Genomic DNA, 13,916 nt, shown 5'->3' with positions numbered 1-13,916 from the left:
AATAGTTAATCATAATTTATGAATATTTCCAAACATTCTTTTTTCCACATCAATCTCCGCTTTCACACCAAACGCAATAGCTAGATTTTCTGCGGTTAGGACGTTTTGCGTGTTACCGTGAGCGAGTAAGTCGCCTTGGTGGAGTAAGATGATTTCATCGCAAAAACGGTAGGCAAGATCAAGGTGGTGAATGGCAACCACGCAGGTGGTGTCTGGGGTGAGTGATTTTAATTGTTCTAAAATATCAATTTGATAATAAGGATCAAGGGGCGCGATAGGTTCGTCTGCCAATAAAATTGGTGCGTTTTTAATACAACAACGGGCAAGCTGAACGCGGGCTTTTTCGCCGCCTGAAAGCTGTTGGAAAGGTTGTTCTAACAGATGTTGAACAGAAAATTGCTTCGCGGCTTGCTGGATCTTTTCTTGCTGCCATTGTTGGTGTGATGAATTAAATAAACGATCAAAAAATTTGTCTTTTTTTGACCGCACTTTTTCCTTGGGAGTAAACAATGTTTCGGGCAAGCCGAGCTCAATCACGTCATAAACAGATAAATCCCAATAAATATTAGTGCTTTGCGCAAAATACGCCAACATTTGGCTTTTTTCAGTCAGGCTCATTTCGGTGAGCGGTTTGTCGTTCAATAAAATTGAGCCGGTTTCCAGTGGTAAAATGCCCGCAATCGCCTTGAGCAAAGTGGACTTCCCTGCGCCATTGCCGCCCATTATGCCCACTAATTTACCTTGGGAAATTTGGGCACGGATATTTTTAATGCCATAAGCAAGGCTAACATTGTGCAAGTTAATCACGGGCTAATCTCCGTTGTTGGGTGAGCAAAATCCAAATCAAGCAAGGTGCGCCGATAATGGCGGTGAGCGTGCCAATATAAATATGCGAGAAAAACGGCACATATTGAATAGCAAGATCGGCAAGTAACAAAAGTAACGCACCAATTAGCCCGCTAGTTAGATAAAGCTGTGAAGGGCGTTTTTTCAGCCAGATGCGCGCAAAGTGCGGGGCAATTAAGCCGATAAATCCGATTGTGCCAGTTTGCGGAATGGTGGCGCCCACCAGCAACGCCACGCCAAGGGTGGTGATAAAAAAGCTACGTTTTGGGTCAATGCCCATCGTGCTAGCGGTTTCTTCCCCAAAAGTGAGTAAATCGAGGTAACGGCGTTGGTAATATAAACAGATTGCGCCCACCGCCACGATAGGCAAGGAAAGCAAGAGCGGTTCGATTTTTGCCCACATTAATGAACCCTGCAACCAGCGGTATAATTCTGCTAATGCCCAAGGGCTTTGTGCGTTGGAAAGCAATAAGGCGATGACCGAGCCGAGCAACATATTCACCGCAACGCCGGCCAAAATCATCATTGTTGTGCCTTTATTTTTGGCGATGAAATAGACTAACAAAAAACTACTCAACGCCCCTAAAATGCCGCCAAACAATAGAAAAGATAAGGGTAAAGAAAAATAATAGAGCAAAACCACGCTCGCCGTGGTTGCGCCATTTGCTGCTCCCAACAACCCTGGGCTAGCTAAAGGATTTTGAAACAACCCCTGCATTGCATTGCCTGCCAGTGCAAGGCTTGCTCCCGTTAAAATGGCTAAACCAAGACGTGGCAAGCGAATATCCCATAACACTAAAGATCGCATATCGGTGGCGATCCCCTGTGCATTGCGTAAATAAGCAAAATCCCCAAGCTGATGAAAAATCGCAAAAGCAATCAACAAAAGCAATAAGGCAAAAAGGGAAAGGTTTAATCGTTTCATTCTGCTTGCTCTCTCTTATTCAGTTGGCGATAAATCATCGCCGCGCCTTGCCAAACGCCCTGATCAAAGCAATAACCATATTTCAGTGGCATTGTCGCCATTCGCTGTGCTGGGAACATATTGGCAATCAAAGGGTGTGTCAGCACTTCCGCCTGTCCGTTATAACCTTGTTTATCACTAATGGAAGTCAGCCAATTTGGCTGCGCACGCAAAAGTTTCTCTAGGGAAAAATTTTGTGCCGTAATAGTGCTTTCAAGGGGCGTTAAGCCGAGCAATTTTAGCAAGACTTGGTATTGTGGAAAAATCGGTTCAACTACGCCTGTATCGGAAAGAATTAAGGTTTGCGTATTCCTTTGATTGAGCTGAAAATCGCTATTTTTTAGCTTTTCCACCAATTGCTGGGCGAGAGTTTCGTTGTCAAAGCGTTTGCCTAATTCCAATATCAAGGCGAAAAGCTGTTCCGCCGTTTGTGGGCTATCATTAATAGGCAAAACTTTTACCCCAAGCTTTTTCAGATCTGCCACCAACTGGGGATAAAACTGTTCATTAAGCAAAATAGTTTTATCCAAATAAGGCAATAAATCCGTTAATCGCGCATTAAGTGCGGGTTTATTTTGATTAATTTTATCCAACATCATCAAAGGATTTTTGGAATAAATAGATTGTGCGGCAATTTGTTCAGGGCGAGCTAATTCCGCCAACAAGCGATCACTGCATAGGGTGAGCGAAACAAATTGCTCTTGCGCCCAAAGCGGAACGGAAAAGAAAAGTGCGGTGAAAAATACGCGAATTTTTTGCATTAAAAAATGATGTCCCAAAAAACAAAGTGCGGTAAAAATTTTATTAATTTTACACCGCATTTTCACAAAAGCCTATCTGCTTATACGTTAGAAGCTGCCTTTCAAGCCCACATATAAGGTGCGACCATATTGGCCATAGCCTGCAACGCTTTCATATTTTTTATCAAACAGATTATTCAAGTTCGCATACACATTTAAGTTTGGCGTAACTTGATAATTCGCGCCAAGGCCAACCAAGGTGTAAGACGGCATTTTTACTCGTGAAGAAGCGTAAGTCGTTTCATCAAAGTAAGTATCAACGCGTTTACCCACATAGTTTACATTCACATTCGTACCCAGTGCTTCAGTAATTTGATAGGCTAAACCTAAATTTGCCATATGTTTTGGACGGCGAAGTAAGGTTTGCCCTTTGCTATCTTTTGTTTGGGTATAAGTATAGTTGGCATAAGCGCTTAAATCATCGGTAATTTTGCCATTATAGGCAATTTCAACCCCTTTGATTTTAGTTGAACCATTCATATTTACCGCTTGTGAAACCCCATTAGGCAAATAAGCGGCGCTAATAAAGTTTTTCACATTGCGCGCAAAATAAGTTACATCTAAGCTATGGCGTTTATCTGTGGTTTCAAAAAGCAAACCAATATCCCCACCTTTGCTTTTTTCAGGCTTAAGGTTTGGATTAGGTAAAAATGTGCCGTTGTAACCATAAAACTCAGTGATTGTTGGATTTTGAATGGCTGTACCAAAACTTGCGTGTGCTTTCACATTCGGCAATAAGCGATAAGTTCCCGCAATACGTCCAGTGAAGCTGTTGTCATAGTGATTGCTATCGGTATAACGCCCACTTAGGCTTAAGCTATGCTCATTTTCACTGAACAGACGATATTCCGCCGCTACGCTTTTCTCGGTTAAATGCTTTTTACGGTTAGCCGAAGAACCAAAATCATAGGTAGAACGTTGATACTCTGTAAGCAAACTCAACGCTTGTTGCAACTCACCTTCTCGATCAAAATTAATGTCTAACTGATAGTTTGCATTCAACTTTTTAGCATCATAACCACTTGCCCACGAACCAAGTGTATCGCTGTCGGTTTTTTGGTGGCTAACGCTTGCTTTATGTTTAAACAACTCTTTTTCCGCTCCAACATAACCGTTTAATTTAAAAGTTGTTTCACGAGTGCGGGTATAATCATCAAAGGATGTTTCTGCGGCATAACTATTATCAAAATGTGCTGTTTGGCTAAAATGGCTGGCTAAAAAATCAATACCTTTTTCGCCGTCATCATAGCCCACACGCAATGATAGTGCATCACGGTGGAATTTATCTCGCTCTTTTGCGCCCCCCGTACTCACGCGGCTGCCATCTTCCGCTGTGTAATGGAAACGATCTGAACTATAAGCTGAAATGCCTTTTGTGCGGTGGCTATCACCGTGCAAGCTATAATAAAAGCCGTTTTGCTGACCAGAAAGAGTCAGTGAGCCGTCATAAGTGCCTTTTGAGCCTGTGCCTAAATCAAAGTCCACATTAAAGGGTTTATCCTTATAAAGCCCGCTTTTCGTGGTGATATAAACCACGCCACCCATTGCCTCACTGCCCCATAAAGCAGATTGCTCACCACGCAACACTTCAATGCGATCAATGTTGCTTAGGCTTAATCCACCGAAATCATAGCCATAGCCTGACACTGGATTAACTTTCACACCGTCAATAATCACCGCAGTGTGATTTGGATCTGCGCCACGCAGATAAAGGCTAGTTAATGTACCGCGTCCGCCTGATGCACCCAATGCCACGCTTGGCACGGTTTTTAATACATCAGAAACATAGTTGGCGTTGCGTTCAGCGAAATCTTTTTCGGTTAAAACCGTTACTGATGACGCCGTTTGCTCTTCGCTTACAGGCTCGGCATAAGCGGAATAAACATAAATTGGTGCGAGTTGTTCGCTTTGTTGAACATTTTCTGCAGCATAAGGTGCGGTAGAAAATGAGAGCAAAATTGCTGTGGTGATAATATTTTTTTGCATTGTCTTTCCTTTCTATATAAAAATGGCGCTATTTTGACATAGCACCATTGGGTTCGCAAATCTGAATTATTCATCATAAAAATGAATACTATTCATCTCTACGTTTTCATTGTTATAAAAAATCACAAAAAACTGACCGCACTTTAAAAATGGCCTATTGCTTCAAGATTGATCTTAACGCCATCCCAATTTCTGCAAGGCTTTTTACGGTGGTTACGCCTGCTTGTTGAAGGGCTTGGATTTTTTCATCTGCCGTGCCTTTTCCGCCACTAATAATCGCGCCTGCGTGCCCCATTCGTTTGCCCTTTGGTGCGGTGATGCCTGCAATATAAGCCACCACAGGTTTGGTGATATTATGACAGATAAATTCTGCCGCTTCTTCTTCCGCACTGCCGCCGATTTCGCCAATCATCACGATGGCTTCTGTTTCAGGATCTTGTTGGAAGCGTTTGAGAATATCAATAAAACTTGAACCAGGGATTGGATCGCCGCCAATGCCTACGCAGGTGGATTGTCCAAAGCCCTCATCGGTGGTTTGTTTAACCGCTTCATAGGTTAATGTACCTGAACGAGAAACAATGCCGATACGTCCTTTTTTATGAATATTACCTGGCATTATGCCGATTTTGCATTCTTCAGGGGTGATAATTCCGGGGCAGTTTGGCCCGATCATCACTACGCCCGTCTCATTCAGTTTTTGTTTCACTTGTAGCATATCCAACGTAGGAATGCCTTCGGTGATGCAGACGATTAAGGATAATCCTGCGTTAATCGCTTCAAAAATGGCATCTTTACAAAATGGTGCCGGAACGTAAATCACTGTGGCTGTGGCACCAGTTTGTTCAACGGCTTCGCGCACGGTGTTAAACACTGGCAAGCCTAAATGGGTTGTGCCGCCTTTCCCTGGGGAAACACCGCCCACTAATTTTGTGCCATAAGCAAGGGCTTGTTCTGAATGAAATGTGCCTTGTCCGCCAGTGAAACCTTGGCAAATCACTTTGGTGTCTTTGTTCACTAAAATTGACATTTTATTCTCCCTTTGCTGCTTTCACGACTTCGCTTGCCGCTTGTTGTAAACTTTGTGCTGAAATAATGTTGGTATCGCTTTCGGCCAGCATTGCGCGGCCTAATTCCGCATTTGTCCCCTCTAAACGCACCACCACAGGCACATTTACGCCCACTTCTTTGCTGGCAGCGATAATGCCTTCGGCGATGAGATCACAGCGTACAATGCCTCCAAAAATATTGACTAAAATGGCTTTCACCGAAGGATCGGTTAAGATAATTTTAAAGGCTTCTGCCACACGTTCTTTGGTTGCGCCACCGCCCACATCAAGGAAGTTGGCTGGCTGTCCGCCGTATAATTTCACAATATCCATTGTTCCCATTGCCAGCCCTGCGCCATTAACCATACAACCAATGTTGCCATCTAAGGCGACATAGTTGAGATTCCATTTTTCTGCTTGGGCTTCACGAGGATCTTCTTGGCTCAGATCGCGCATTGCAAGCAAATCAGGGTGGCGATATAAGGCATTGCTGTCCACCACCACTTTGGCATCAAGACAATCGAGATCGCCATTGTCCAAAATCACCAATGGATTCACTTCTAATAATGCCAGATCTTTTTCAATAAATAAGCGGCTGAGCTGACAAAATAGATCAGTAAATTGTTTGATTTGTTTGCCCTCTAAGCCGAGTTTGAAAGCCAATTCTCTGCCTTGATATGGCATTCCGCCAACCAATAAATCAATGCTGGTGCGGTGTAATAAGTGCGGTGTTTTTTCCGCTACTTCTTCAATATTCACGCCACCTTCTGTGGAGACCATAAAGACAATTTGTTGCGAGCTACGATCCACAATAGCGCTGAGATACAGCTCTTTTTTAACTGCCACGCAACCTGTTACATAAATTTGATTAATGGGCTGACCTTTGGCATCGGTTTGAAAGGTAACTAGACGCTTGCCTAAAAATTTGTCAAAAAACGCCCGCACTTCTTGTTCTGAACTAACCACTTGCACGCCGCCTGCTTTGCCTCGTCCGCCTGCGTGAACTTGGCATTTTAGCACCCATTTTGAGCCACCTAATTTTTTGATGGCTTCTAATCCTTGTTCTAGGGTTTCGCACGCATAGCCCTCACCGACAGGCAAGCCGTATTGGGCGAAAAGTTGTTTTGCTTGATATTCGTGTAAATTCATAGATTTATCTTTCTCCTTTTTATCGCTATATGCTTCATCATATCCGCATATCAATGAATAAAAATAAGGCGATAAGATCCCTTATCGCCCTATGTTAAGACTACACTTCTAATAATAAACGCGTTGGATCTTCCAACATTTCTTTAATGGTGACTAAGAAGCCCACACTTTCACGTCCGTCAATTAAGCGGTGATCGTAAGAAAGGGCAAGATACATCATTGGGCGAATCACCACTTCACCGTTCACTGCCACTGGACGATCTTTAATGGCGTGCATACCTAAAATCGCACTTTGTGGTGGGTTGATGATTGGTGTGGACATCAATGATCCAAACACACCGCCGTTGGTAATCGTGAAGTTTCCGCCCGTGAGATCTTCCACCGTTAATTTACCATCACGACCTTTTTCCGCTAACACTTTGATTTGCTTTTCAATTTCCGCCATACTCAGCTTATCGCAGTTGCGTAACACTGGGGTGACCAAACCGCGTGGGGTGGAAACGGCAATGCTGATGTCAAAATAGTTGTGATACACAATGTCATCACCGTCAATAGACGCATTCACTTCTGGATAGCGTTTTAGTGCTTCCACCACGGCTTTCACGTAGAAAGACATAAAGCCTAAGCGAGTGTCGTGAGATTTCTCAAATTTCTCTGCATATTTTTTGCGCAGTTGCATAATTGGCTGCATATCCACTTCGTTGAAGGTAGTGAGCATTGCCGTGCTGTTTTTCGCTTCTAATAAACGCTCTGCCACGCGCTTACGCAAACGAGTCATTGGCACACGTTTTTCATCACGCCCTGATACATTTAATGCTGGTGCTTCAGGTGCTTGTGGCTGAGACTTAGATTGAGCCTGCGCAGCTTTTTGTGCCACAGTGCGTTCAATGTCTTCACGAGTGATGCGTCCGCCCACGCCTGTGCCTTGCACTTCTTCTGCTTTAAGATCGTTTTCTGCTAATAAACGGCGTGCCGCTGGGCTAACCACATCGGCGTTAGTCGGTTCTGATGTTAAGTTGGCTAAATGGCGATCTGCTGGCGTGCTTTCTACTTTTTGCACACTTTCTTTAGTAGCATTGCCTGCCGCCGCTAAGGCGGAAACTTTACCTAACACTTGGTTGCTAATCACCGTTGCTCCCTCGGCCTCAATGATGCTTTCTAGCACACCATCAGCAACCGCCGGCACTTCAAGCACGACTTTGTCAGTTTCAATTTCGACTAAAACTTCATCACGTTTTACTTCATCACCCACTTTTTTATGCCAAGTGGCAACCGTTGCATCTGCCACAGATTCAGGTAGCACGGGAGTTAAAATCTCAAAATCGCTCATTTTTCTGTTCCTTCTTTTGTTTGCGTTTTATTTGCATTCGGTTGTACAAAAGTGCGGTGATTTTTGGCCGCACTTTTTGCTTACAAATTATTCTAAAGCCTCATTCACTAAGGCGCGTTGCTGTTCATTATGTAAAGACATATAGCCCACCGCTGGCGATGCTGAAGCTGGTCTGCCCACATAACGCAGTTTGCCGTGTTCTGGCAATGAACTCACAAAGTTATGTTGGCTACAATACCACGCGCCTTGGTTTTGTGGTTCTTCTTGACACCATACATAATCAGTAACCTGTTCATAAGGGGCAAGCGCTGCTTTCATTTCTTCGTGCGGATAAGGATAAAGCTGTTCCACGCGCACAATCGCTACATCGGTTTGGTTATTTTTGCGGCGTTGTTCCAATAAATCGTAATACACTTTGCCCGAACACATTACCACACGTTTCACTTGTTTTGGATCGAGCTTGTCAATTTCGCCAATCACGTTTTGATAAGTGCCGTTTACCAACTCTTCTTTGCTGGATACCGCAAGTGGGTGGCGCAGTAAGGATTTTGGTGTAATCACAATCAATGGACGGCGCACTTTACGCAACATTTGGCGGCGTAATAAATGGTAAATCTGCGCTGGCGTTGAAGGCACGCAAACTTGCATATTTTGTTGCGCACAAAGCTGTAAATAACGCTCTAAACGGGCAGATGAATGCTCTGGTCCTTGCCCTTCATAACCGTGTGGTAATAGCATCACTAAACCACACATTCTGCCCCATTTTTGTTCGCCCGAGCTGATAAATTGGTCAATCACCACTTGTGCTACATTGGCGAAATCACCGAATTGTGCTTCCCAAATGGTGAGCGTTTTTGGTGTCGCTGTGGCATAGCCATATTCATAAGCCAGCACCGCTTCTTCTGAAAGCACGGAATCCCACACTTCAAAATGCCCTTGCTGATTATGCAAATGGGTAAGTGGGGTGTAAATTGTGGCATCTTTTTGGCTATGTAAAACAGAATGACGATGGAAGAATGTGCCACGTCCTGCATCTTCACCAGATAAGCGAACGTTATAGCCTTCGTCCAACAAGGTGGCGTAAGCCATTGTTTCTGCCATTCCCCAATCAAATGGTTTTTCGCCTTTTGCCATTAGGCGGCGATCATCATAGATTTTTTTCACGCGCGAATGAAGTGGGTGATTTTCTGGATATTCACACACCTTTAAGGCAAGCGCGGTAAAGCGTTCTTCATCGAAGCTGCCCTCGTAATCTGACCATTCTTGGCTAAGGAATTTCATCCAATCCGAGGCTTCCACATCACGCTCACGCCATTCTGGCACAACGCAATCACCGTTGTCTAAGGCATCGCGATACTTATTCATTAATTCTAGGCTGTAAGCCTCATCAATCACATTGTCTGCGATTAAGCGATCGGCGTACACTTTGCGTGGGGTTGGGTGGCGTTTAATGCGATCATACATTAACGGCTGAGTAACGGAAGGTTCGTCCGCTTCATTGTGTCCGTGGCGGCGATAAGATACTAGATCAATAAAAATATCACGCTTGAATTTGGTTCTAAACTCCACCGCCATTTGTGCCGCATAAGCCACGGCTTCAGGATCATCACCATTAACGTGAATAACTGGCGCTTCGATCATTTTCGCAATGTCGGTACAATATTCCGTAGAGCGGGTATCGTGCGGATTTGAGGTGGTGAAACCAATTTGGTTGTTGATCACAATACGAATTGTGCCGCCCACAGAATAACCACGGGTCGCCGACATATTCAGGGTTTCTTGCACCACGCCCTGCCCTGCTACTGCGGAATCACCGTGTACGGTAATCGGCAACACTTGTGAGCGTTCTACATCGTTAATGCGGGTTTGTCTAGCACGCACGGAACCTAGCACCACTGGGTTTACAATTTCTAAGTGAGAAGGGTTAAATGCGAGTGCTAAATGCACTAGGCCATCATCGGTCATAAAATCAGAAGAAAAACCTTGGTGATATTTCACATCACCCGTTCCGTTTCCGTGATGTTTTCCTGCAAATTCATCAAATAATTCTGCTGGTTTTTTCCCTAACACATTGACTAATAGGTTTAATCGCCCACGGTGTGCCATTCCCATTACAATTTCTTTAATGCCGTTTTTTGCCCCTTGACGGATAATTTCTTTCATTAGCAGGATAAACGCATCACTGCCTTCAAGAGAAAAACGTTTTGCCCCTGGGAATTTTGCGCCAAGATAGCGTTCTAAGCCGTCTGCTGCGGTGAGTTCTTCAAGGAATTTAAGCTGTTCTTGTTTGCTAAATAAAGGTTGATTTAACCAATTTTCTAACTTTTTCTGTAACCAAGTACGCGCCTCAAGATCATTAACGTGCATAAACTCAAGGCCAATAGTGCCGCAGTAGGTTGATTTTAATGAGGAAGAAAGCTCACGCAAGCTAATGCGATCTTTGTCATACACATAACCGCTAATATCAAATTCTTCATCAAGATCATCATCAGTAAAACCATAGAATTTATAATCTAAGGTTGGCGAATCCATACGCTGCCAAATTTTTAATGGATCAAGATCCGCGTGCAAGTGCCCCCTATTACGGTGCGCATTGACCCATTGCAATACTTTTACCAGCCGTCCGCTCACTTTCGGATCAATCACGGTTGTGCCGTCCACGCCAGTATCTCGCGCCAAACGTTTAAAATATTGACGAACTGGGGAATGAGCTTGCTCTACAGCAGTGTGTTTTGGCAATTTATCGAAAATTTGTTGCCAGCTTTCATCGACAGAATGGGGATCTTGAAGATAACTTTCATATAGTTCTTCAATGTAAGATTGGTTTGCTCCATTTAAAGCGCTTGAAGCTAACCATTCACTAATTGGGCTCGTTTGTTTCATTAATACCACCTAGCTTGGTTGGGTAGAATTTACAACATAAAAATTCATTAGGTTTATTATACATAGGATTTAATCAGAAACACGCACTGATTTTTCTTTCAGTGTTAGTCGAATAATTTAAAATCAAATTCCCACAATTAGCAACTAATTCAATTAACAAAACATTAACATTTTTCTGATTTTTTGATCTGCCTCTCATTTTTGAAAAAATAACATTTCCTTAACAAAATTTTTTTGTAAATATTAAAGACAGGTACTCCATAACAGGTTATAGTGAAAATTCATTAGAAAGTATAATAATTCAACAAACACAACATTATCAACTCCAACGAAAGAGGAAGACCTATGACAGAACTCAACGCAAAACTAACGCTAAATGATGGACGTGAACTTGAACTCCCAATGCGTAAAGGTTCACTCGGCTATGATGTCATTGATGTTCAATCCCTAGTCAAAAATAAACTTTTTACCTTTGACCCTGGTTTTATGTCCACCGCCTCTTGTGTTTCCGAAATCACCTATATTGATGGCGACAAGGGCATTCTTCTCCACCGTGGTTATCCTATTGCTGATTTGGCAAAAAATGCCGATTATTTAGAAGTGGCACACTTATTATTATTTGGCGAGCGCCCAAGTGCCGAAGAATACAAAGCCTTCCGCCAATTAGTACGCAAGCACACCCTTGTTCACGAACAAATTTCCCGCTTCTTCCACGGATTCCGCCGAGATTCACACCCAATGGCGATTATGTGTGGAGTAAGCGGTGCATTAGCAGCGTTCTATCACGATTCTTTAGATATTAACGATATTGAACATCGTGAAATCACCGCCATTCGCTTATTAGCGAAAATGCCAACCCTTGCAGCAATGTGCTACAAATATTCCATTGGGCAACCTTTTATGTTCCCACTGAATAAACTTTCTTATTCGGGTAATTTCTTACATATGATGTTCGCCACCCCTTGCGAGCCTTATGAAGTCAACCCTGTGTTAGAACGAGCAATGGATCGCATTTTTATTCTACACGCCGATCACGAACAAAATGCTTCAACCTCAACGGTGCGAACAGCCGCCTCCTCTGGCGCAAACCCATTCGCTTGTATTGCCGCAGGTATCGCCTCACTTTGGGGGCCTGCACACGGTGGTGCAAATGAAGCTTGCATTAATATGCTCGAAGAAATTGGCACTATTGACCGCATTCCAGAATACATTGCGCGTGCCAAAGATAAAAACGATCCATTCCGTTTAATGGGCTTTGGACACCGTGTTTACAAAAACTACGACCCACGTGCCAAAGTAATGCGTCAAACCTGCCACGAAGTGCTAAAAGAGTTGAATATTGATAACCCATTATTCGACGTGGCAATGGAACTAGAGCGTATCGCATTAAGCGATCAATACTTTATTGATCACAAACTTTATCCGAATGTCGATTTCTATTCAGGCATCATTCTCAAAGCCATTGGCATTCCAACGTCAATGTTCACTGTCATCTTCGCATTGGCAAGAACCGTTGGCTGGATCGCCCACTGGAAAGAAATGTTCAAACCGGGCAATATGAAAATCGTCCGCCCACGCCAGCTTTACACAGGCCACACAGAACGCCCATTTACGCCACTAGAGGGTAAGGAATAAAATCTATAAAAAAAGAACGCACTTAAAGTGCGGTCTTTTTTTATCTCTTTTCTTAATTTGTACACGTTATACACGCCAACCTGTTATATGTAGCCATAAATTTCACCCAAGATTTCTGTGCAATTCACTGTGCAAATTTGTGCAAAAATTTCTGGTTCGTGATCTTTTATTCTCGTTAATCCCAACAAGGAATTTTTATGGCGAAACAATATTACTCGGTTTTAACTGATTACGGCACACAAATGATTGCCAGTGCCATTGCTCGCAAACAACCGCTGCCAATTACTCAAATAGCAGTGGGTACACCAAATAGTCGTAATGCAAGCTTGGTGCGCGAAGTGCATCGTGCCAATATTAGTGCTATCTCTGTTGATCCACGCAATAATAAACAGCTTATTTTTGAGCTAACCATTCCTGAAAATGTGGGCGGATTTTGGATTAGGGAGATGGGGATTTTTGATAACCAAAATCGCTTTGTGACTTACGCCAACTGCCCTGATAGTTTTAAACCCGAATTAACCAGTGGCAGTGGCAAAGTGCAAGTGGTAAGCAACGTTATTTAGTATTTCCGCAAGTTAGCAAAAATGAAACGCTGACTTATCATAGCTGGGTTAATGACAATAAAGTCAGTAAAACAGGAAATATTGTATGTGGTAATTATATCTTTAGCACAGGACATATTGAAATCCCGTGCCTAGAAGTAAAGTGGACAATTTTGGGGTGGATTGCACTTAAAGCATACCTCAGTAAGATAACTACGAACCACGCATTTTCACGCTCATTTGTGCGGATAACACTGCCGAGTCGCTAGATTTTGACAAGTTTAAAGCGGTTTGGAACGCCTGCAAAACCCTAAAAGAAAAAATGTTTGAAAACGCCTATATGCACAAAGTGCTATTAGAGGCGGAAGCAAATCCACTTGATTATGATTGGTCAATTGGCTGGTCACAAACCTACGAGGAGCATAAAAATGCACAAAAAAATAAATTTAAACGTTGGGGCTATCACGTGTTGATTGCCATCGACCAACTTTGCAACGCTTTAACAGGTGGCGCGGCTGATGAAACCTTTTCCAGCCGTTGCTACCGCGGAGCCGTGCTTGCAGATAAGCCAAAAGCCCGTTGGCGATTTTGGTACAGTTTTGTAAATAGTTTATTTTTTGATAAAAATCACTGTAAAACAGCGTACGAAAGCGAGTTAAAGCGCAGGCAATATCCGGAGGATTTTCAATTAAGTTAAGCAAAAAAGCGGAATATTCCGCTTTTTATTTAAAGATT

Annotated in this window: 11 protein-coding genes; 3 read left to right on the top strand and 8 right to left on the bottom strand. The window is 43.2% G+C overall.

Going from position 1 to position 13,916, the window contains the following annotated elements; all coding sequences use genetic code 11:
* Positions 1 to 9: 9 nt before the first annotated feature.
* The 8 genes from ACLS0A_RS03635 to sucA all read right to left on the bottom strand — a co-directional run bounded on the left by ACLS0A_RS03635 (position 10) and on the right by sucA (position 11,004).
* Entirely contained in the window at positions 10 to 807 is a 798-nt protein-coding gene (locus ACLS0A_RS03635; RefSeq protein ID WP_416082490.1) for an ABC transporter ATP-binding protein, read from the bottom strand.
* Positions 800 to 1,771 (bottom strand): FecCD family ABC transporter permease, encoded by a 972-nt coding sequence (locus tag ACLS0A_RS03630; RefSeq protein ID WP_416082491.1) that lies wholly within the window; start codon positions 1,769 to 1,771, stop codon positions 800 to 802. The genes ACLS0A_RS03635 and ACLS0A_RS03630 overlap by 8 nt, the downstream gene beginning before the upstream one ends.
* Positions 1,768 to 2,571: a helical backbone metal receptor gene (locus ACLS0A_RS03625; RefSeq protein WP_416082492.1), complete on the bottom strand. Its 804-nt coding sequence runs from the start codon at positions 2,569 to 2,571 to the stop codon at positions 1,768 to 1,770. Before ACLS0A_RS03625 ends, ACLS0A_RS03630 begins: the two co-directional genes overlap by 4 nt.
* 87 nt (positions 2,572 to 2,658) lie before the next feature.
* Complete coding sequence (locus ACLS0A_RS03620; protein ID WP_416082493.1) at positions 2,659 to 4,596, bottom strand: TonB-dependent receptor plug domain-containing protein; 1,938 nt, start codon at positions 4,594 to 4,596, stop codon at positions 2,659 to 2,661.
* 154 nt (positions 4,597 to 4,750) lie between these two features.
* Positions 4,751 to 5,623 carry a succinate--CoA ligase subunit alpha gene (gene sucD / locus ACLS0A_RS03615; RefSeq protein WP_416082494.1) on the bottom strand — a complete coding sequence of 291 codons (873 nt, stop codon included), beginning with the start codon at positions 5,621 to 5,623 and terminating at the stop codon, positions 4,751 to 4,753.
* Between the two features lies 1 nt (position 5,624).
* Complete coding sequence (gene sucC, locus ACLS0A_RS03610; RefSeq protein ID WP_330933584.1) at positions 5,625 to 6,791, bottom strand: ADP-forming succinate--CoA ligase subunit beta; 1,167 nt, start codon at positions 6,789 to 6,791, stop codon at positions 5,625 to 5,627.
* Between the two features lie 100 nt (positions 6,792 to 6,891).
* Positions 6,892 to 8,121, bottom strand: coding sequence for a 2-oxoglutarate dehydrogenase complex dihydrolipoyllysine-residue succinyltransferase (odhB, locus tag ACLS0A_RS03605; protein ID WP_416082495.1), 1,230 nt, complete (start codon positions 8,119 to 8,121; stop codon positions 6,892 to 6,894).
* 87 nt (positions 8,122 to 8,208) lie between these two features.
* Positions 8,209 to 11,004, bottom strand: a complete 2,796-nt coding sequence (gene sucA, locus ACLS0A_RS03600) for a 2-oxoglutarate dehydrogenase E1 component (protein ID WP_416082496.1) — start codon at positions 11,002 to 11,004, stop codon at positions 8,209 to 8,211.
* 345 nt (positions 11,005 to 11,349) lie between these two features.
* Between sucA and ACLS0A_RS03595 the strand changes: the two genes are divergently transcribed.
* The 3 genes from ACLS0A_RS03595 (at position 11,350) to ACLS0A_RS03585 (ending at position 13,878) form a co-directional block, all read left to right on the top strand.
* Positions 11,350 to 12,639, top strand: a complete 1,290-nt coding sequence (locus ACLS0A_RS03595) for a citrate synthase (protein WP_416082497.1) — start codon at positions 11,350 to 11,352, stop codon at positions 12,637 to 12,639.
* A gap of 197 nt (positions 12,640 to 12,836) precedes the next feature.
* Entirely contained in the window at positions 12,837 to 13,202 is a 366-nt protein-coding gene (locus ACLS0A_RS03590; protein WP_416082498.1) for a phage tail protein, read from the top strand.
* A 373-nt stretch (positions 13,203 to 13,575) separates the two neighbouring features.
* On the top strand, positions 13,576 to 13,878 hold the full coding sequence (locus ACLS0A_RS03585; RefSeq protein WP_416082500.1) for a hypothetical protein: 303 nt from the start codon (positions 13,576 to 13,578) through the stop codon (positions 13,876 to 13,878).
* Positions 13,879 to 13,916 lie beyond the last annotated feature (38 nt).

Origin of the sequence: Avibacterium volantium, assembly GCF_049366555.1 — a bacterium.
In the GTDB taxonomy this organism is placed as follows: domain Bacteria; phylum Pseudomonadota; class Gammaproteobacteria; order Enterobacterales; family Pasteurellaceae; genus Avibacterium; species Avibacterium volantium_A.
Note: the sequence above shows the minus strand (reverse complement) of the source record. Positions and strands in the feature narration are given on the sequence as shown.